This is a genomic window from Rickettsia gravesii BWI-1, assembly GCF_000485845.1.
Classification (GTDB): Bacteria; Pseudomonadota; Alphaproteobacteria; order Rickettsiales; family Rickettsiaceae; genus Rickettsia; species Rickettsia rickettsii.
Genome location: NZ_AWXL01000021.1, coordinates 1 through 20,482, shown reverse-complemented (window position 1 = coordinate 20,482; position 20,482 = coordinate 1). Strand labels below are relative to the sequence as shown.

Here is a 20,482-nt window from a genome sequence, read left to right as displayed (position 1 = left end):
ATTAATCATTATGTCAAATACACCTAAATTAGAAAATCACTATAATAAATTGTTACAAGATATTATGCTTAAAACATTAGAGCAGAATAAAACTGTAGAAACCTATTTAATACAAGAAGATTTTAGTAGTACTTTAGATGAGCTGCAAAAAATCAACAAAAAGCTTGAAGAATATTGTAAGGTTTTTGCTCTGCTTGAAAGAATTAAAACTGAATTAGCTAAAGAAGATAAAGTATATAACTAATTTAATTTATATAAAAGGTGCAAGCCGCATTTCGCCTTTTATATTCAATAATAATTTCCTGCTTCAACTTCTAGCTTTTTAAAATGTGATATACCGAGGCTATACAATATAATAATAGGAATTACTATCATCAACAATCCTAAATTATTAAAACGTTCTGTTAAATAAACAAGCCCAAAAGAACTAATTACATACATAGCGGCTCTTGAATAAGCATATATAAAGCTGGCATAGGTAAATCGTTTTAAAACCGGACAACTTTTATAAAATATTGGAATTGCCGGGAATTCACTTGGAGAAAAAGTAACTACAATTAGTGGAATTAAGAGAATTTGCCAACCTTGCGTTATATTATCTAATATTAATGGACTAGATAGAAGAAAAGTTAAAAATATTACTAATTGCGTTTTTAAAATTTTTAGTGGATGAAATTTATAGCATAAACACGTAAGTGCTAGTGCTACAAAAAATTCTACTATAGAAATAATGAAATTTTGATGTATTACTGCTTCAGTGGTATAGTGTAGCGAATCTTTAAGTATATTACTACAATGAATATAAGCAAAATAAAACCATACTGGTTGTGCTAGTTGTATTAAAAAATAATAGATTGCAGTCTTCTTATTAACTTTTTCCTGCCATACAGGATTATTTTTTATCTTTGCTACATCAATTATATTACTATCTTTTATCGTTTCTTGTATTCTACGCTTAGCATCAACAAAATCCGGTGTTTCTCGCAAAGTAGTCCTAGCAGCACTACCTATTAATTCAATTCCTGCACCTACCCAAAATGCGATACGCTAATTAAAGCCATAGGATGTAACTAAGGTTGCTACGCCACACAGTTAATCCTAAGCTAGCACACACCCCTACAAATGCTAAGGCAGGAAAGCGTTTAGGAACTCCAACAGATTCCGTTAAATATAATTCTGCTCCTACTCTTGCTCCCATGGATGACATACCTTGCACTATATGGCATATTGTTACTATCCAGGCGGCACTAGTATCTACTTTGGGCATAAGTAGGAAGATTAGCCATAACGATGCAAGAAAATGACATTAAAATAGTGGTAATAATGACTGTGGATTTCCGACCTATATTATCTCCTATCCAGCCAAATAATAAAGCTCCTAAGGGTCTAAAAATAAAAGTAGAACAAAAAGAAAAAACTGCACGAAGTCGATTAACGTGAGTATCATATTGCGGAAAGAAACGCTCATTAATTAGTACTACCATATGAACATATAGCATAAGATCAAAATATTCTAAAAAAGTACCTATAGATAGTAAGTCTATGCCTATAGTCCATTTTTGTTCTCTGTTTAAACTTTTTTGTTTTTTTTGTATCCCAACACAATTTTTGCTAAAAAGTTAATTTATAGAAAGGTTATATTGAGAAGCTTTCAAGTCAAGGAAAAAGTTACAATGTTTTATGATTATACTTATTTAAAACTTCTTTGACTAATGAAGTTGTTATTTTTCTTTTGGAAATTAAAGCAAAATAGTTAATATTGTCTAATATTGCTATAATTTTAGAATATTCCCTAGGCAAATTTACTAAAAGAAAATCTATTATTTGTCCGGATATTGTTACCGAAGACATAGCAAAATGCTTAAATATTAGAATTTTGATTAATTCATCGTCAGGTGAGTTTAATAGAATACTAAGTACTGATTTAATACGTGAAGATAAATCGGGTAAAGTAAAATTTCTGCTTTTATCAGATGCGGTAAGTAAAAGATATTTTTGTTTTTCGTTAATAATATTAAATATATGAAGTAATATCGGCTCTTGCCAGTTTTCAATATCTTCAATGATGAAAGCATTATATTTTTCTGAAATTTCTTCATTAAAAAAAATATCTTTAATAATATAGGCATTGCTTAAATTTTGCCATATTTTGGTTAAATAAGTTTTGCCTGACGAAGAAGGTCCTTTAATTAATAAAGTAAATTTATAAGGGTTAACGCCAAAGCCGTACTGCCAATTTTTTATAATATTATAAGCTTGATCGTTAGAACTAGAAACAATAAATTCATCAGGATGATATTTATTAGAAGTAGTAAAACGAAATATATATTGCTGCACTGTTATAAGAATTTTTTAGCCGTCTATTCGATAGAATTTGCTAGATTTATAAAATTTAATTAGATTCAAAAGTAAAATTTTTGTAATCCCTGCAATCGGTATAGCAAAAAATATTCCAATAATTCCAAATAAACTGCCGCAGGCAAAAATTGAGAATATAATCCAAAGAGGATGCAACCCTATTTTATCACCGATAATTTTAGGGGTGAAAATATAAGACTCGCAAATATTTCCAACTAGATAAATTATCATTATATATAGTAATTTGGTAGTTACACCAAAAGTTAAATAGCCGATAATTAGAGTTAAAAGAAACGATATAAAAGTACCAAGGAAAGGAATAATAACTAAAAATCCTGTTAAAATGCCAAGTAAAAGAGCGAGATCAATACCTATTACGGTAAATGCAATACTATAATAAGTAGATAATAATAAGCAAATATTTAGCTGTCCTCTTATGTAAGCAGATAACAGATTATTAATTGCCGATAATATTCCAAGGATTTTTGGTCGGGTTTTTATAGGTAATAATGATTTTATGTTTGCAATAATTTTAGCCCAATCACGTAGGAAATAGAATAATATTATAGGTATAAGTAAAAATAAAACAAATATGTTAATAGTTATAATAGTATAATGCCAAAAATTATTAGCAATACTGCCAAGTATAGTAAATATACTATTTATAAAATTGCTTAAAGAATTCTTGATTTTATCGGCAATATCAGGTTCTATCGAATAAATTTTTGCCATTATAGGCGGTAATATTTCTGCCTGTAAATAATTGTTATATTTTGGAATATTATTTATAAAAGTAAAAATTTGTCCATAAATTATCGGTACTAAGATAGTTAAGCTTAAGAAAAATATGCTCAAAAATATCAGATAAATTATGCTTGATGCAAATTTATTTGATATTTTAAATTTTGATGCGATAAAACCTATAGCAGGTTGTAGTAAGTAAGATATTATAAATGCGATAAAAAATGGTTTTATTGCGTCTGAAATTAGCATAAAACCGCTTATAAAAAGCCCTAAAAAAACTAGCCAAAATATAACGGTTCTATTCATATTCTTTTCCCCATTTCCTATACGAAGATCAACTTCAAAAAGAGCTAGGAGTTCACAAGGCGAAGATCACAGCGTATTATATTAATACGTGAGAACCGAAGCTCTTGTAAAACGACGACGCCAATTTTTGAAGTTGATCGAGTATTAAGATTTTTTAACTACTTGTACGGTAGCAGGACGAAGTAGTCTATCTCTAATTTTATATCCTGATTGCATTAAAGTAATAATACTATTCGGTGCATGATCAGGATGTTCTATCTGCGCAATTGCATTATGTAAATTATAGTCGAACATTGATCCTATTTCCGGCTTTATTTCTTCAATATGATGTTTATGAAAGACTTTGTCTAGTTCGTCTTTAGTCATCTGAACGCCTGCAATAATATTTGTGACTTCTACATCAGAATTTGCCGGTTTATGTGCTAATGCTCTTGAAAGATTATCACTAACATTTAGTAGTTCTTTAGCAAATGTAGCAATTGCATAATCTTTTGCTTCGTCACGTGCTTTTTCTAAACGCTTTCTTGTATTGTCTATTTCGGCAGTGGTTCTTATTAGCTTATCTTTTAGCTCTTCAATCTCGGCTTTTAACGCTGTTATCTCCGGATTTGCCGTTTCAACTATCTCTTCAGCAATATCATTTATTGTTTGTTCATTATTTTCTATATTATCGTCTATCATATTATTTACTTTATATTTATGTTCTTTTTTGAGATATATATAGATATAATAAAAATTTTTTCAATGGTATACTCGTTTAATTTGAAATATTGGCGTCGTTGTTTCGTATTTTTTTATCCTCACGTACTAGTATGTATGCTGCAGTCAAAAAATATGAAACGCCTTACTCTTTTCTAAATTAAACTTCGTCTACTATTTATTTTTACCTATGGAGTACAAATTGTATTATGAGACAGTCAGGAAGAAAAAGCAACCAATTACGTCCTATTTCATTAGAATTATCCCCGCTTATTAATGTGGAAGGTTCATGTCTTATTAAAATCGGTAATACACATGTCATGTGTAGTGCTACTTGTGAAACTACCGTACCGCCATTCTTAAGGGGACAAAATCAAGGCTGGATTACTGCCGAGTACGGTATGCTTCCCGGTTCTACATCACAGCGTATTAAAAGAGAAGCGGCACTCGGAAAACAAGGCGGAAGAACGCAAGAGATACAGCGTTTAATAGGTAGGGCGATGCGATGTGTAATTGACGTGAAGAAACTCGGCGAGAGGCAAATTATCATAGATTGTGATGTTATTAATGCTGACGGCGGTACTAGAACTGCAGCAATAACAGGGAGCTACGTAGCATTGCACCTAGCTATTAGGTCCTTGATGAAAAAGAGAGTTTTAAAGGTGAACCCGTTAATTAGTCAAATTGCAGCTATTTCTTGCGGTATATATAAAGGTGAGGCGATACTAGATTTGGATTATTTAGAAGATAGTGATGCGGACGTGGATAGTAATTTTGTGTTTGCAGGTAACGGTAATTTAATCGAAGTACAAGGCACGGCAGAGAAAAATCCTTTTTCCGAAGAGCAGTTTTTAGCAATGTTAAAACTTGCTAAAGGCGGAGCTGCGGAATTATTTAAACTACAAAATCAGGTACTGCTTGGGTCTTAGAAAGTTGTTAAGTGGATCAGTTGTCCCGTCATTGCAAAAAATGCTAATTTATAGCATTTTTTTATTATTTCTCTGGATTGCCGCCTCTGGATTGCCGCATCGCTTTGCTCCTCGCAATGACGGTGCATGTATCCACGCAACCAATCTTCCACGAGAATAACGTATTTATTAAGCGTATGGATTATCATCAAAAGCAATATGTTCACCTGATAATATAATTATCTTATCTCGATTGGTATTATTTATAAATACCTTATGATTAAGATCTGTTACTTTAACACTACTACAAACGTAACACGCTGATTAGCTCCAATTGTTATTTTATCGGGGGATATATTAATATTTGCTGTTCTACTTTCTTCGGTAAAAGTAATAGTTCTATATTTTGGATCGTTCATATTTTCCTCTTTGAATGAATTTTAAGTTATAAAATCATTACTACAATATTCCATATACTACTTCAATTAAAAACTTTTTAACCTAGCTCTTTACCCAATTTATAATTACTATTATAATGTATTTTTTAAATTTAAGCGGTTATGAGATTATATTATTGTCTAGTATGCCTTATAATTATTTTTGATATTAATAAGGTATATGCTTCGGCATGGTTGTTAGAGCAGGGAAGATATAGATATATTGTAGGGGGTAATAAAGTTAATAAGATATCAAAAAACGAGAAAAAGCAAAGAGAAGAAGCCGTTTTATACATAAGAGAAAGAGTAGCTTATCTATGGGAATACCTCAAAAAAGTAAGCGATCAGCCGAGTCTTCATGCAAAAATCTTACGACAAATAAAAAGATTAGAGCAGAAGATAGTAGAATTATCCTCTGATCAATATGAGCAATTTGTAATTAGTACTGTAGAATACGGTATTACCGATAATCAAAATATTGGAGTACATTTTTTGTACAAAGAAGATAAATTTTTGAATGAAAAAAACATAAGCACGGATGCTTCTATTTACTATAAATTGAAGCTATTTGAAGATAAAGATTTTGTTATTGCGGCTCAGCCTAAAATTTTAATGAGTAAGAGTAAAAAACTTAAGGAAGATTTTTTAGGCAAGATATCTTTACTAATGGGAATGTCTAAAAATATCCGCCCTGTTACTATTTTTAATCAAAATATATTTAGCTTTGGATATTCAATTAATATTGGTTCTAAGAAGATGTATTATAATTTTTCTACTTGTGAAGGGATTAAATTTAAAAACGGCATAATGCTTACAAGTTTTACAAAATACCATACTCGGCAAAATTACGGCTATGTATATGATAGTTCAGTTTATGAGCAGTTAGGAATTGCAAAGATAATTAATTTTGGTAAAGAGAATAGAAACTTGTTAACTGCTCAAATCGGTTATTTTTGGGATCGCAGTCTTTCAAATAAGAAATATAAAATATCAGGTATAAGTTTTTCAGCATGGTTAGATGTGTAAATGAAGATATAATATTACAGATAATCAGAGATAAAAATTTATTAGGTAAAAACAAGCTACTAGTTTAAAAGCTATGATCGAAGAAGCAATTATCGATAATGAGATAATGATTGATATATTATATGACAATAGAATATTGCCGCTAATAAGCAATATTTCTTATATTAAAATTTATAATTATTCTTATATACAAGCCTATGTAGTGAATGGTTATTGTATATATGAAGATGTTCACGGTAATACAATAACTATAACTGCTATAAATGATCTAAAAATATTGTTTAGTAATAATAATATTTTTAGATCTATAATGCTAATCAAGAAATATTATTTTTATAAATTATTAGAAAAAAATTTCGCCCATTTAACTAGTATTAAAGAAAAATATGCTCTTGAATTTAAAGTCGGACCGATTATTGCTAAAGATATTAATTATACCAATAAAATAATAATATTTTTCGTTGTGTTTATAGCCACATTGATTTATCTGCCGGTTTTATTTCATGTTGCTAATAATATAAGCTATTGTTTGTAAAATATTTTAAAATCTCTGTTATTTATAAGGGCAGTAAGAGAATCGCCTTCGGTAGGGTTGCATGGATTGAAAAAAGTGTATTCGGTATCATACCGTGGTTTGACCACGGTATCCAGTTAAAAATACTAATATTAGTATTTTTAACTGGATACCGCGATCAAGTCGCGGGATGACAGAGGTGGAATCGCTTCACAAAACAAGTAGTACTAAAAATCATTCGGTGGAATCACAAATTTTTCAAAATGAGGAGAAAGCTTTACCGGTTTATACAGTTTTAGTACCGTTATATAAAGAATTAAGTAAGTTAAGGTCAATAATTAAAAATATTTCATTAATTAATTATCCAAAAGATAAGCTAGGCGTTAAAATTATCATCGAAGATGACGATTATCTAATGATTAAAGAAATAGTGTTATATAATTTACCGTCTTATTTTCATGTTATATCTGTTCCGAACAGTCTACCAAGAACTAAGCCGAAAGCCCTTAATTATGCTCTAGAATATTCACGTGGCGAGTATCTAGTAGTATATGATGCTGAAGATAAACCTGAACAGCTACTTAAAGCTCTAGCAATGTTTAAAAACTTGCCTCTAGAATATGCTTGTCTTCAAGCTAAGCTTAATTTTTATAATAAAAATGAGAATATTTTAACCAAAATGTTTAATATATAATATAGTTTATGGTTTGAATATATCTTGAAAGGATTAAGTTTGCTAAAACTTCCTATATCTCTTGGGGGTACTAGTAATCATTTTAAAACGGATATATTAAATAAGCTTGGCGGATGGGATGCTTATAATGTAACAGAAGATGTCGAGCTTGGTATAAGAATTTACTCGCAGAACTATAAAGTATAAAGTAGCTATTCGTGATTCCTATACTCTAGAAGAAGCTCCGAATAGTTTAGGTAATTGGCTAAATCAAAGATCACGTTGGATTCAAGGCTTTTTGCAAACATTTTTGGTATTTAAAGCACAAAAAGATAAATGCCAAAAGTTTACTTTATTGCAAGTAATAACAATTTATATTTTCATCGGCTTATCTACTTATAATTTTTGGAGTTTACCCTTTATAATATTTCTATTGTTATAAATAAAAATTCTATAATTAATTATTTATGGCTTATTAATAGTATTTTTTCGCTTTTATATCTATATGGTATAGCTCTGTATATTATTAAAAAATTCTTTAAAAAGCGGAAAAGTAAAATTTCAGGATATAGTAGTTTTGATCTTATGGACTAGTTGTTTTATATTACATACTGTAGCTTCATATAAAGCAGTATTTGAAATAATTTTCTGCCCTTTGAATTTGAAATGGAGTAAAACTAAACACGGCACTAGTTTAGAGGATTTTGAGAAAGAATAGACCTCATAATAAAAAAAATTTTATTCTTGCCCCTTGAACTAACAAAAATAAAACATATATAGTATGTACATTATAAAAATTTAATAATTGGAGGTTAAAATGTCTTTTAAACCATTACATGATAGAATTGCAATAAAGCCTATCGAACAAGAAGAAAAAACTAAAGGTGGAATTATTATTCCGGATACTGTAAAAGAAAAGCCGATGCAAGGTGAAATAGTAGCCGTAGGTAATGGTATTCGTAATAAAAAAGGTGAAATTCATCCTTTAGAGCTAAAAGTAGGCGATAAAGTTTTATACGGTAAATGGGCAGGCACCGAAATTGAAATTAAAGGCGCAAAACTGATCGTTATGAAAGAAAGCGACGTATTTGGTATTATTAATTAATTATTTGTTTTAAGGAGAAATTAAATATGGCAACAAAACTTATTAAACACGGCTCAAAAGCTCGTGAGCAAATGCTAGAAGGCATTGATATACTTGCAGATGCAGTAAAAGTTACTTTAGGTCCAAAAGGCAGAAATGTACTTATCGAGCAATCATTCGGTTCACCGAAAATTACCAAAGACGGTGTGACGGTTGCAAAATCGATCGAGTTAAAAGATAAAATTAGAAATGCGGGAGCTCAGCTATTAAAATCAGCTGCTACAAAAGCTGCAGAAGTAGCCGGTGATGGTACTACTACAGCTACGGTACTTGCTAGAGCTTTGGCTCGTGAGGGTAATAAGCTAGTAGCTGCCGGTTATAATCCTATGGATTTAAAGCGTGGTATGGATTTAGCGGTAAACGCAGTAGTAGAAGAAATTAAAAAATCCAGTAAAAAAATCAATAGCCAAGAGGAAATCGCACAAGTCGGTACTATCTCTTCAAACGGTGATAAGGAAATTGGTGAGAAAATTGCTAAGGCAATGGAGGAAGTCGGTAAAGAAGGCGTGATAACCGTTGAAGAAGCAAAGAATTTTAGCTTCGATGTTGAAGTAGTTAAAGGTATGATGTTTGATAGAGGTTATCTATCACCGTATTTTGTAACGAATTCCGAAAAAATGGTTGCTGAGCTTGAAAATCCTTTCATCTTACTATTTGAGAAAAAATTATCAAATTTACAACCGATGTTACCTATACTTGAGGCTGTAGTACAATCACAACGCCCGCTATTAATTATTGCTGAGGATGTTGAGGGCGAAGCTCTTGCAACGCTTGTAGTCAATAGATTACGTGGTGGTTTAAAAGTTGCGGCAGTAAAAGCTCCTGGTTTTGGCGATAGAAGAAAAGCAATGATGGAAGATATTGCTATCCTCACTAAAGGTGAGCTTATTACTGAAGATTTAGGTATGAAGCTTGAAAATGTGAGTATTAAGAGTCTAGGGACGGCAAAAAGAGTAACAATTTCTAAAGAAAATACCGTAATTGTTGACGGTAACGGTGATAAGAAAAATATTGAAGATAGAGTATTACAAATTAAATCTCAAATAGCTGAAACTACTTCTGATTATGATAAAGAAAAACTACAAGAGCGTTTAGCTAAACTTTCCGGCGGTGTTGCCGTATTAAAGGTTGGCGGTGCTACGGAAGTTGAAGTGAAAGAGCGTAAAGATCGTGTTGAAGATGCACTTGCTGCTACAAGAGCGGCAGTTGAGGAAGGTGTTGTTGCCGGTGGCGGTGTAACATTACTTCATGCATCACAACTTTTAACAAAGCTTAAAGTAGAGAATAAGGATCAACAAGCAGGTATTGAAATAGTAATAGAAGCTTTAAAAGATCCGCTAAAACAGATTGTTGAAAATGCCGGTGAAAACGGTGGCGTAGTAGTTGGTAAATTACTAGAACATAAGGATAAAAATTATGGCTTTAATGCTCAAGATATGCAATATGTCGATATGATTAAAGCAGGAATTATTGATCCGGCTAAAGTAGTACGTACTGCACTTCAAGATGCTGCTTCCGTTGCTTCGTTAATTATTACCACGGAAACTTTAATTGTTGACGAACCTTCTGATAAGGAAGAGCCAATGCCAATGCGTGGCGGTATGGGAGGTATGGGCGGTATGGATTTCTAAGTCTATATCTCTATAAGATAGGTTATGCAATAGATCTAATAAACCCGTTTTGTTGTATTGCTCGTTCCCTTTATTGTAAGGAGGCATTGTTGCGTGGACCGCAAAACCTGTTCAATGTCATATCGTGGCTTGGCCACGGTATCCAGCTACAAGCTCGCAGGATGACAATTAAGAAACTGGTCCACGCAGGCAATGCCTGCTCCGCAATGACGATTCTAACAACGTGTCGTACAACACATTATTAAGTCGCAGTAGGACACTGAAAAACTGATTTATGCAACAAATGGGTTTTAAAGCGATTCTTTGCTTAATTTGAAAATAAACTCTTTAATAAAACTCTTCCTCAAAAAATAAAATATAGAATTTCTTGTAATTATTTCAATAAATGATTGTAAATATTTTTTAATTAATTATAACAGCTCAACCTTTGGTATTTATCCTATGAAACTGTTAACAAAATAATTTTAAAGCTAATTAAATTCTTTTTAACTGCAAATTATAAGATTTTTTTGAAATAGGGATATTTTTTACTGTAAAAATCTTATTAATTTTCGTTTAAAAATCTCTTTAATTATCAATTAAAGTTATTTTGTTAACAGCCTTATATAGGATGATCAAAAGGTTTAAAGCGGTTTTACGCTTTTAATTATTAAGAATAGATTTCTTGTTGCAGCTATAGGCAAGGTTAATCTATAATGTATATATTCGTTTAATTTAAAAAATTAGTAATAACAGTTTCTAGCTTTTGGTCGGTTAAACTATGCTAACTAAAATTAGTAAGGTTTTAGAAAAATTACTATTCTTATTTTAAAAAAATCTTATAATTTATACAGTTAAGAAAGACTAAAATAAGATAATTTAAATTTTATATATAAAACTTAAAAAATTAGGTTCTAAAAGCAATCTAAATAATGTGAATTTAGGATAAAAGATAAAATAATAGGGTAGGGTAGTGCGAAGCTCGCCACAATCTTAATTTTTCCTATTAATATCAACTAAAGCTGGGTTTTATTAATATTTACTAAAAATAGCAAATTAATTAGAAATATTAATAGAACTTAATCAAGTTTATTGCTTTAATTGGTGTTTAGTTATTCGTAAGTATAACTATTAACTGAATTAGTATAAATTAAAGAGGTAGTTTTGCTTCAAAGGGTTATTAAACATTTAAGTCATAATTTATCTAAACATGATATTGCTGCTCAAATAACAGGTAGGATCAAACATCCAATATCAATTTTATATAAATTATATCGTAAGGGTATAAAGTTAGAAGAATTAACAGATATTTTTGTGATAAGCATAGTGGTAATAGATGAAGAGAAATGTTATAAAGCTTTAAAAGTAGTTCATGATCTTTATGAGTATGAAAAGGATAAATTTAAAAATTATATTCTTAATCCTAAACCAAACGGCTATCAATCTTTGCATACTATTATCACAACTGAGGATAATTATAAAATAGAGATACAAATACATGATCATAAGATGCATTATCATGCAGAGAGCGGTGAAGCTGCACACTGGAAATATAAAAATAGTTTTTAGCTGAGATACACTTCTTTTTTTTTAAAGTATATGCCTACTCCTTTAGGAAGAAGTTTGAAATAATGAATATCCAAGATGCAAGACGGCTTCTATCTTGGACACAAATTTAATTTGTTTTTTTATTTTGTATTATTTTGAAGTTTAAAAAAGAAATTGCGTAAACCGACTTTTTGAAATATTTCTTTTTGTTCTGAAGGGAAATGTTGCTTGATAAAATTAGTACAAACATTTAATAGTTGTGGTTCTACGGTTCGTATTTCTAAATAAGCTGTTATGAGTAAAAAGCTTTCTATAGTGTCTTTTACTGTTTCTAAAGCCTTGTCCGTAGATTTAGCATTTATAGTTTGTAAATTATGTAGGTGATCAAATACTTTAATAAGTGCGATATCATATCCTTGTTCTTGGATTAGTAAATTTAGTGTTTCACCGGAGCTAATTTTACCGTACGGCTTAATTCTTGTTAAACGTTCTACGCTATCGGCAATATTCTTATCAAAAATTTTGCTAATATCAGCATGTGTAAGTATTGTATCCTCTATAGTATCATGAAGAAGGGCAACATTTATCATATATGATTTGTAAAGTTTAGGAGCTTCAAGAGTTGTAAAATCTGCAAGCATGATTGCAACTTCTATAGGATGAGAATAATAAGGCTCCCCTGATTGACGTATTTGAGAAGCATGACATTTATGGGTATAATAAAGATCTTTTTCAATTTCTGTTATATATAGGTGAGCCTACTATAGTATTCAAATATTTAATTCGATCAATTAATTTTTTACTATAATCACAAACCTCAAATTTTTTCTGCCAAATATCAATATCTTCCATAAACCTTTTAAAAAGAGTATATGCATACAATTAGTATAAAATATTTTTATAAGAAAATTAATAAGATTTTAGAAAAACATGATATTTATTTTTTAAATTTATCGATAATCAATGGTTAAGCACAAGTTAAACTATATCTTGATTTTTAAATAGGATTATATTTTTGTGATTTTTTTTTACACAGTTACATTACATTAATATTAATTTTTGTTAACATGATAAATTGAATATATTACTATAATAATAGCTAGTATCTTAAGTAAAAATATAAAAATAGTTAATAAAACTTAATAAAAAGAAAAGCATTTTTTATTTATTCTCAAATATTTTTTCACTTTAGTAGTTTTTTATAACTTCTTACAATATATTAAAAATTTAGTAAGCATTGTTAATTGTAAAGATAGATTATTATTCAATCTATTTTTATATATATCGAAATACGATTTAAATTAAAGGTAAATTATGACTAAAAAACTAGTTGATAACAAAATAGTTCCTAATAAAGCAGAGTACGATAAGAAATTTTCGCATATCTTAGGTGTTACCCCATATCATGAGGCAGTAACTTTACCGAAGACAATGGCTTGAGTTTGCGAAGAATTAAAGTTGTTAAAGGATAGCTCACAGCAAAATGAGATGGAAGGAGGCAAAAATCCTTTCCTGGTGATGTTGATGTTCCTGATGATACTCTAAGTGCACCGACAATTAAAGAGGGACATCTTCTTAGCAGTGGAAAAGAAGATGAGAGAGATTCTGTTAATTATACTAATGCAGAAATGCAACAATTTTCATCTGATAAAACATTTGATTGGAGAGATGGAAACAAGTACCATCATGTTCATAAAGTAAAAGTCGGTGACAAGTTTGATATACATTGGGATTATACCATGGCACATAAAACACGTGGTTATACATATGCGATCACTGATCATCCTACTGACTTTTCTCAAAGACTAACTTTTAATGAGCTTAAGACATTTTTTGAAAATATAAGCCAAGAAAAACCATTTTGGAGCCATCCATTACCTGCTTCTACGGATCACTCAATAATTCTTCCGGAAAGAGAAGCAGGATTTCGCGTTCTTTTAGAAAGATGGATAGTCGCTGATACCGGCATGGCATTTCATCAATCATGGGTTTTTGAATATGAAGCAAGTTTAGGCGGTGAAGGGCCTGGACATGGACACCATCATCACGATGCTTAATTAAGCTTTAAAGCAACTTAATAGCGAGTGGTTATACGCTAAGCGACTCAAAGCTTTGTTGTGCGGATACCCAAGTAGTCGTCAGTCATTGCGAGGAAAAATTGAAAATTTTGACAAAGCGATCTCGGACCAAAACCTTGAGATTGCCACGCTCTTTTCAGTTGCTCGCAATGACGGTTTAGTATCCACACAACAATGCTTAAATTCTTGCGTTACTATCTACTCAAAGCTTTTAGGCCTTCCTTTAAGCCGTCTTTTATAAATGAAATTTTAGCTTGTTTGCCGTCTGCGGTAATTAGTTCTATATAATTATCGTTTGATAAAATCATGTCTAGATCGTCTTTTGTAATAATAGCTAAAGCCTGACAGCCGTTTACTGTACAATTTACATATTTTCCGGCTGCTATTCGTTTGTCACCGCTATTAATAACTGTACCTGCCGGAATTTGAACATTTGACGGGACTATTTCTATTATGTTTAATTCCTGTGCTTCTTGCTCCCCATTGAAATAACCTATGTGATAAATGGCTAATATTTCCTTTTCTTTATCTTTCTCTAGATTATTAATTTGTTGTGATAAGAAGCAAAGTTGTTTTTTCTCATTATTAAGAGTACAATTTAAAGTCCAAGCTCCGTACTTTTTTGGTGCTGTTGATGCGTTGACGTTTCCTATGCTATACAAAACAAAAGTGCCGGTTATTATAAATAATCCACTAAAAACAAAAGCAATTTTTTTTATACAATCTTTCATATAATTTTTAACCTTTTTAAAATATTTTCTTTTCCTAAAATTTCTGCAATCTCAAATACGCTAGGTGATGCAGTCATACCTGTTATTAAAGCTCTTACCGGTTTCATAATGTCATTCAGCTTTAAGTCGTTTGCTGCTGCTATTTCTTTAAATTTATTCTGTACGGATTCCTTATCAAACTGCTCAAGTTCGCTTAAGTTTTCTATAATTTGTTTGATTAAATTCTTATCGCAATTTTCTATAATTTCTTTTGAATCTTGATTGTAGATGATAGGCGAATCTACTAGATAAATTTGAGCAAGGCGTGTTAGTTCTAGTAATGTTTCGCTTCTAACTAACAAGCTTGGCATTGCTTGTTTGATATAGCCTATTTCCTGCTCACTAACCTTAAACTTCTTCGGCAACTCTACTGCTAGGGGTAATTTGTACGTCAATCCGGTACTCGCATCCTCACGTATGTCTATATACGCTGCGGTGCTGCGTTCCGTGTTTCCTTCAAATTCCTTCCTATAAGCGCGCTTCCGAAGAAGTTTATTATAATTTTGTTCCAATATCTCTACAGTCTTTGAAGTTAAGCTATCATTGTCAAGCATTCTTAAGTAATGAGCGTTAAGGCTATTCATCTTAGCAAAATCAAGCTTAGAAGGTGATTTACCGAGTGAATCAAGATTAAACCAGTCTATAGCCTGAGTCATTGAGATAATTTCATCATCGCCGTGACTCCATCCAAGACGCAGTAAATAATTACACAAACTTTCCGGTAAATACCCCATATCCTTATAAGCTTCAACGCCTAATGCTCCATGCCTTTTGGATAATTTTGCTCCATCTGCTCCATGAATTAACGGTATATGAGTCATGCTCGGTACTTCATATCCGAAAGCCTGATAAATAGCGAGTTGCCTTGCTGCATTGGTTAAATGATCATTACCTCTAATAATATGAGTTATACCCATATCATGATCGTCTACTACAACGGCTAGCATGTAAGTAGCAGTGCCGTCTGCTCTTAATAGTACCATATCGTCTATATGAGAGTTTTCAATTACTACCTCACCTTGTAAGGTGTCATGAATTGTTATGCTACCCTCTCTTGGAGTTTTTAGACGTATTACCGGCTTAATATCAGTAGGATAGATAGATGGATCTTTGTCACGCCACTCGCTATTAAAAATAAAATGCTGTTTATTTTCTAAAGCTTGTTGCCGCTGTCTTTCTATTTCTTCTTGGCTAGTAAAACAATAATATGCTTTACCGTTTTGCAGTAATTTTAGTGCAGCTTCTTTGTAAAGATTATTACGTTTAGACTGGAATATAACCTCACCGTTCCAATCAAGCCCTAGCCATTTTAGACCTGAGAATATAGCTTCTACTGCTTCTTTAGTTGACCTTTCTTTATCAGTGTCTTCAATGCGAAGCAAGAACTTACCGTTATGATGCCTTGCGAACAAATAATTAAAAAGGGCGGTTCTTGCCGAACCTATATGTAAAAACCCCGTCGGTGACGGAGCAAATCTAGTAATTACGTTATTAGTCATTTATTATCTTTTTTAAATATATACTAAGCACTGTGTCATACCGTGGCTTGACCACGGTATCCAGAAAACAACTAAACATACTAATATTATTAGTATGTTTAACTAGATCCCGCGATCAAGTCGGCTTTGTTGCATGGATCAGTTTTTGCGTCATTGCGAGGAAATCGCATAGCAATCGACGAAGCAATCCAGTAAAAAATGCTAAAAATTAGCATTTTTTTATTATTTTTCTGGATTGTCACGCTCCTTACAGTCGCGCTCAATGACGATTCGGTATTCATGCAACAAGGCTGATCAAGTTAGCTAGGATAACACATACTCTTTCTCCCCAAACACATAAAATAATTTACGTCTATATCATCGCTTAATTTCCACTCATTTTTAGCCAGATCATATACCAAGCCTTTCAGTTCTTTAATTTCAATTTCGGTATCCGTAAGCATTTCATAAATTTCCAACGGTTTTAGGAATTTGCTATAATCATGAGTGTTTTTTGGTACCCAACCTAAAATATATTCGGCAACTATTATTCCAAGTATATAAGCTTTTTTAGTACGGTTAATCGTAGAAATTATTGCCATACCGTTTGGCTTAATATGCTTCACCAAATTTAGTATAAATTGCTGTACGTTTTCTACATGTTCAATAACCTCAAGACAAATTACCACATCATATAGCTTGTCACTTTCTAATTCTTCTATAGTAGATTGTAAATAATTTATCTTTACGCCGTTTTCCGTAGCATAAGCAGTTGCCGTTTCAATATTACTTTGCAGTGCATCAATGGCTGTAACGTTAAAACCTTGAGCCGCTAAAGGCGTTGCAATTAACCCTCCACCGCAACCGATGTCTAATATTTCTAATTTAGAAATATCGTTAGACATCTTCTCAAACTCTACTTCTAGAGGTAATTTATGAGTCAATCCGCTGCTCGCATCCTCACGTACTTCTATGTACGCTGCGGTGCTGTTTCCTACAAATTCCTCTCTATAAGCGAGTTTGGAAAGGTGTCTATTGTAATGCGTAGTTATTTTCTCTATTATATATTCAAGGCGAATAGGGTTTATTCGGTGTAAGATACCGAATTCTCCGTCCTTATTCCACCAATTATGAGAAATTTTCTCAAATTTTTCTAATTCTTTTTTATCGATTGAAGACATAGTCTATGATTCTTTCCAATGTCATACCGTGGCTTGACCACGGGCTCCATAAGTACAGCCTAAGAACTTTAGTGGATCCCGTGGTTAAGCCACGGGATAACAAGAGGCCATACAACAAACATATATAATATACTCAGATGACTTTAATAATACTAGCCTTAATTTTAATTAGCTGCATATTTGCCCCGCTTGGCTGCATTGCCCTATGGAAGAGATATATTTATTTCGGTGACGGGCTTGCTCATAGTAGTTTTTTAGTGGCTAGCATAAGTATTATAGCACATGTTCCATTAATATATTCAGGCATAATAGTTGCAATTCTTTTTTCGTTTTTTGTGTTTATTTTTAAAAATAATTCTGAAAAAAACGCAGTTATTAATTTGATTTCTAGCTTTATGCTAGCTGTTGCTTTAGTTATTAATTATTTTACTTCTTTGCAGAATAATATAGTGAATTTGTTGTTTGGGGATATTTTATCCATATCTTTTAATGATTTGATGATACTTGCAATAGTGCTAATAACTATTATAGGCTTTATAGTATATTTTTATAATCAAATTCTTCTTATCATTATCAATAGAGATATTGCCGTCATAAAAGGCTTAAAGGTTAATATTATTGAGCTAATATTTTTACTTCTTCTCTCATTATCGGTATTTTCTGCTATAAAGATTGTCGGAGTACTTATGGTAACTGCTATTTTACTTATTCCTGCAATGATTGCACGGTTTGTAGCATATAGCCCCTCCCAGATGATTATAATATCAATTCTTATATCTTTATTTATTAATTTTTGTGCCGCATTTAGCTCTTTCTACTTTGATTTACCTTTAACTCCATTGTTTATTATATTAGGTACGTTTATTTATGGTTTGTTGTATTTAAAGCGATTATTATGAACAAAAATGAATTTACTGAATATGTCAAAGAATTGTTAGAACCATATGGTTCAGTAGCCGTTCGTGCAATGTTTGGTGGATATGGTATATATAAGTGTGGTGTTACGATAGGAATTATTAAGAGCAATGAATTATATTTTAAGTCAGACCTAAGCACTTATGAATATTTTTAATCTTTCGGTTCTGAGTCATTTGTATATCAAAGTAAAGGTAAACTTGTAACTCTATCATATTGGAAGGTGTTACCTGAAATTATGGAGAATCAAGAGTTATTAGGTAAGTGGTTTAAATAGTTTTGAATGTTGCTATTAATAGTCAAAAGAAAAAATAAATGTTGCCCCGTGGCTTGACCAGTGTTGTTGTGTGTGGCGTTTTTTTCCGTCATTGCGAGAAGACGCCATAGGCGTCGACGAAGCAATTTCAGGCACAATTCCTGAGATTGTCACGCTCCTTGCAGTCGCTCGCAATGACGTTAGAATCTATCCACATTTTTCATAATCTCAAGATAATCAATTTTGCCGCTTGTAAGTAGAGGTATTTCTGAATCGGTAATAATTACTTTCGGTAAATGTAGTAAAGAAATTTGAGCTTTAGATACAGTATCTGCAAAGTTCTCTCTATTTATATCGGAACCGGTAGTAAGTAAAATAATCTTTTCTCCGTGCGTTTTATCGGGAATAGAAATAGCAGCGTACAAGGAATCAGGATCAATTTCGCTTGCAAGTTCTTCAATTTTTGTAAGAGATATCATTTCCCCTGCTATTTTAGCAAAGCGTTTTAAACGTCCTAAAATTGTTATATATCCTTCAGAATCGATTTTGACTATATCGCCTGTGTCGTACCATTCTTTATAAGTACGGTAACCTTCTAAGTCCAAGTAACCAAGCATGATGTTAGGACCCTTGATGAATAAACGTCCCCCTTCATTTATTCCCTCTACTTTCTCAAGCTTATAATCAATTTTCGGTAATAATTTTCCTACCGTGCCTGCTTTATTATGCATAGGGGTATTGCAAGCTATAATAGGTGAGGCTTCTGTAATCCCATATCCTTCAAAAATACGTATGCCGTACTTATTAAGCCAAAATTGTCTTGTAGATTCTTTTAATTTCTCGCTACCGGCAAATATATAGCGTAATGAGTAAAAATCATATGGGTGAGCGTAATTAGCATAACCGTTTAAAAAAGTATCGGTAGAAATTAATATAGTTGCTCCAATATCGTATATAACTTCAGGAATGCTACGATAATTTAGTGGAGAAGGATATAGAAACAGCTTAATACCGTTTAAAGTTGTAATAATTGCACCACTAAGACTAAAACAATGAAATAGCGGTAGCGCATTAAATACTATATCGTCAGGGCTAAAAGGTACTTTAGCAGTTATTTGATATCTATTAGTTTGTAAGTTTCTGTGAGATAATAATACGGCTTTAGGTTCACCTTCAGTACCCGAAGTAAAAATTATCACTGCCGGTTTTTCTTCATCACGATTACGACAAAAATAATTGTAATAAGTTTGGGCACAATAACTTCCTATTTTTGCTTTTAGTTTTAGAGCTGTACCAATCTGATTTTTAAAATCTTCTAAATATATTATTTTAATACCGAAATCTAATAAGTTAGTTATTAACTCATATAAATTTGCTTTCTCAATAAATTGTTTTGAAGTGTAAACTACTTTAATTTGTGCAAGTTTACAGGAGTTAATAATAGTACTTATGCCTCTGCTCCAGTTAATTATGGCAGGAACATAACCGTTAGATTGCATAGCGTAAAAAGTAATTAACGTATTCGTGGTATTAGGCAACATTAAGCCTAAATTTCTGCCAAAGATATTATTCTTTTTGATTAAATCACCTAGGATAAAAGATTTTAATATTAAATCTCGATAAGTAACCGCATTATTTTCAAAATCATCAACTATTTTTTTCTTAAATCCATGAATTTTAGCAGCTTCTATAAGAGATGAGAATACAGTATTTTTATAGTCTGAACTCTCAAACATCATGTTAGCCATGATATCATAAAGAGTCCTAGATATATAACTGCGTCGTTCTTGATTGTTTGTAGCATCCATATTAGCGAATTTTACCGGCGGTAAAACGG

26 protein-coding genes are annotated in these 20,482 nt (G+C 31.6%); 14 read left to right on the top strand and 12 right to left on the bottom strand.

The annotated features are described in order from the left end of the window. Positions 1-10: 10 nt before the first annotated feature. A complete protein-coding gene (locus RGRA_RS0106305; protein ID WP_017442468.1) occupies positions 11-244 on the top strand; it encodes a hypothetical protein in 234 nt (77 codons plus the stop codon). A gap of 44 nt (positions 245-288) precedes the next feature. Here RGRA_RS0106305 and RGRA_RS10960 read toward each other — a convergent pair whose 3' ends face one another. From RGRA_RS10960 to grpE, 6 genes are all read right to left on the bottom strand, one after another. Then, complete coding sequence (locus RGRA_RS10960; RefSeq protein ID WP_017442467.1) at positions 289-987, bottom strand: hypothetical protein; 699 nt, start codon at positions 985-987, stop codon at positions 289-291. A 64-nt stretch (positions 988-1,051) separates the two neighbouring features. Beyond that, positions 1,052-1,267 (bottom strand): proline/betaine transporter, encoded by a 216-nt coding sequence (locus tag RGRA_RS13800; RefSeq protein ID WP_236609841.1) that lies wholly within the window; start codon positions 1,265-1,267, stop codon positions 1,052-1,054. Continuing rightward, the gene (locus RGRA_RS13795) at positions 1,248-1,484 is read right to left on the bottom strand and encodes an MFS transporter (protein ID WP_236609844.1); all 237 of its coding nucleotides are present in this window, start codon (positions 1,482-1,484) and stop codon (positions 1,248-1,250) included. The genes RGRA_RS13800 and RGRA_RS13795 overlap by 20 nt, the downstream gene beginning before the upstream one ends. A 184-nt stretch (positions 1,485-1,668) precedes the next feature. Beyond that, positions 1,669-2,337, bottom strand: a complete 669-nt coding sequence (locus RGRA_RS0106295; RefSeq protein ID WP_017442466.1) for an HdaA/DnaA family protein — start codon at positions 2,335-2,337, stop codon at positions 1,669-1,671. Between the two features lie 15 nt (positions 2,338-2,352). Continuing rightward, a complete protein-coding gene (locus RGRA_RS0106290; RefSeq protein ID WP_017442465.1) occupies positions 2,353-3,408 on the bottom strand; it encodes an AI-2E family transporter in 1,056 nt (351 codons plus the stop codon). A 144-nt stretch (positions 3,409-3,552) separates the two neighbouring features. After that, positions 3,553-4,089: a nucleotide exchange factor GrpE gene (grpE, locus tag RGRA_RS0106285; protein WP_017442464.1), complete on the bottom strand. Its 537-nt coding sequence runs from the start codon at positions 4,087-4,089 to the stop codon at positions 3,553-3,555. 227 nt (positions 4,090-4,316) lie between these two features. Between grpE and rph the strand changes: the two genes are divergently transcribed. After that, positions 4,317-5,036 (top strand): ribonuclease PH, encoded by a 720-nt coding sequence (gene rph / locus RGRA_RS0106280; protein ID WP_017442463.1) that lies wholly within the window; start codon positions 4,317-4,319, stop codon positions 5,034-5,036. Positions 5,037-5,305: 269 nt separating this feature from the next. Here the strand turns inward: rph and RGRA_RS14165 are convergent, their stop codons facing one another. Next, a complete protein-coding gene (locus tag RGRA_RS14165) occupies positions 5,306-5,434 on the bottom strand; it encodes a hypothetical protein (RefSeq protein ID WP_017442462.1) in 129 nt (42 codons plus the stop codon). A 510-nt stretch (positions 5,435-5,944) separates the two neighbouring features. Between RGRA_RS14165 and RGRA_RS0106270 the strand changes: the two genes are divergently transcribed. From RGRA_RS0106270 to RGRA_RS0106245, 8 genes are all read left to right on the top strand, one after another. Continuing rightward, positions 5,945-6,478, top strand: a complete 534-nt coding sequence (locus tag RGRA_RS0106270) for a hypothetical protein (RefSeq protein WP_024547371.1) — start codon at positions 5,945-5,947, stop codon at positions 6,476-6,478. A 73-nt stretch (positions 6,479-6,551) separates the two neighbouring features. Then, positions 6,552-7,013 carry a hypothetical protein gene (locus RGRA_RS09310; protein ID WP_236609840.1) on the top strand — a complete coding sequence of 154 codons (462 nt, stop codon included), beginning with the start codon at positions 6,552-6,554 and terminating at the stop codon, positions 7,011-7,013. 169 nt (positions 7,014-7,182) lie between these two features. Then, entirely contained in the window at positions 7,183-7,686 is a 504-nt protein-coding gene (locus RGRA_RS13790; protein WP_017442457.1) for a glycosyltransferase, read from the top strand. Positions 7,687-7,725: 39 nt separating this feature from the next. Further along, complete coding sequence (locus tag RGRA_RS13785) at positions 7,726-7,872, top strand: hypothetical protein (protein ID WP_169720536.1); 147 nt, start codon at positions 7,726-7,728, stop codon at positions 7,870-7,872. Positions 7,873-8,242: 370 nt separating this feature from the next. Further along, entirely contained in the window at positions 8,243-8,383 is a 141-nt protein-coding gene (locus tag RGRA_RS13780) for a hypothetical protein (RefSeq protein ID WP_169720535.1), read from the top strand. Positions 8,384-8,482: 99 nt separating this feature from the next. Beyond that, on the top strand, positions 8,483-8,770 hold the full coding sequence (locus RGRA_RS0106255; RefSeq protein WP_017442455.1) for a co-chaperone GroES: 288 nt from the start codon (positions 8,483-8,485) through the stop codon (positions 8,768-8,770). A 26-nt stretch (positions 8,771-8,796) separates the two neighbouring features. Then, the gene (gene groL / locus RGRA_RS0106250; protein ID WP_017442454.1) at positions 8,797-10,440 is read left to right on the top strand and encodes a chaperonin GroEL; all 1,644 of its coding nucleotides are present in this window, start codon (positions 8,797-8,799) and stop codon (positions 10,438-10,440) included. Positions 10,441-11,583: 1,143 nt separating this feature from the next. After that, complete coding sequence (locus RGRA_RS0106245; RefSeq protein WP_017442453.1) at positions 11,584-11,988, top strand: bifunctional (p)ppGpp synthetase/guanosine-3',5'-bis(diphosphate) 3'-pyrophosphohydrolase; 405 nt, start codon at positions 11,584-11,586, stop codon at positions 11,986-11,988. A gap of 119 nt (positions 11,989-12,107) precedes the next feature. Here the strand turns inward: RGRA_RS0106245 and RGRA_RS09300 are convergent, their stop codons facing one another. After that, the gene (locus RGRA_RS09300) at positions 12,108-12,659 is read right to left on the bottom strand and encodes an HD domain-containing protein (protein WP_236609843.1); all 552 of its coding nucleotides are present in this window, start codon (positions 12,657-12,659) and stop codon (positions 12,108-12,110) included. 622 nt (positions 12,660-13,281) lie between these two features. Between RGRA_RS09300 and RGRA_RS14160 the strand changes: the two genes are divergently transcribed. Further along, positions 13,282-13,407 carry a hypothetical protein gene (locus RGRA_RS14160; protein WP_017442450.1) on the top strand — a complete coding sequence of 42 codons (126 nt, stop codon included), beginning with the start codon at positions 13,282-13,284 and terminating at the stop codon, positions 13,405-13,407. 116 nt (positions 13,408-13,523) lie between these two features. Beyond that, a complete protein-coding gene (locus tag RGRA_RS0106230; RefSeq protein WP_330216869.1) occupies positions 13,524-14,024 on the top strand; it encodes a lytic polysaccharide monooxygenase in 501 nt (166 codons plus the stop codon). 215 nt (positions 14,025-14,239) lie between these two features. On the opposite strand, the gene RGRA_RS0106225 is transcribed toward RGRA_RS0106230, so the two are convergent. From RGRA_RS0106225 to ubiG, 3 genes are all read right to left on the bottom strand, one after another. After that, entirely contained in the window at positions 14,240-14,776 is a 537-nt protein-coding gene (locus RGRA_RS0106225) for an invasion associated locus B family protein (RefSeq protein ID WP_017442447.1), read from the bottom strand. Next, a complete protein-coding gene (gene gltX, locus RGRA_RS0106220; RefSeq protein WP_017442446.1) occupies positions 14,773-16,314 on the bottom strand; it encodes a glutamate--tRNA ligase in 1,542 nt (513 codons plus the stop codon). The genes RGRA_RS0106225 and gltX overlap by 4 nt, the downstream gene beginning before the upstream one ends. Before the next feature lie 299 nt (positions 16,315-16,613). Then, positions 16,614-17,474 carry a bifunctional 2-polyprenyl-6-hydroxyphenol methylase/3-demethylubiquinol 3-O-methyltransferase UbiG gene (ubiG, locus tag RGRA_RS0106215; RefSeq protein ID WP_017442445.1) on the bottom strand — a complete coding sequence of 287 codons (861 nt, stop codon included), beginning with the start codon at positions 17,472-17,474 and terminating at the stop codon, positions 16,614-16,616. A gap of 137 nt (positions 17,475-17,611) precedes the next feature. Here ubiG and RGRA_RS0106210 point away from each other — a divergent pair, with 137 nt between their 5' ends. Both RGRA_RS0106210 and RGRA_RS12150 read left to right on the top strand, forming a co-directional pair. Next, positions 17,612-18,373 (top strand): metal ABC transporter permease, encoded by a 762-nt coding sequence (locus RGRA_RS0106210; protein ID WP_017442444.1) that lies wholly within the window; start codon positions 17,612-17,614, stop codon positions 18,371-18,373. Further along, entirely contained in the window at positions 18,370-18,546 is a 177-nt protein-coding gene (locus RGRA_RS12150; RefSeq protein WP_017442443.1) for a TfoX/Sxy family protein, read from the top strand. Before RGRA_RS0106210 ends, RGRA_RS12150 begins: the two co-directional genes overlap by 4 nt. A gap of 299 nt (positions 18,547-18,845) precedes the next feature. Here RGRA_RS12150 and RGRA_RS0106200 read toward each other — a convergent pair. Beyond that, positions 18,846-20,482 (bottom strand): AMP-binding protein (locus RGRA_RS0106200; protein ID WP_024547370.1); only part of this gene is annotated, 1,637 nt, incomplete at its 5' end.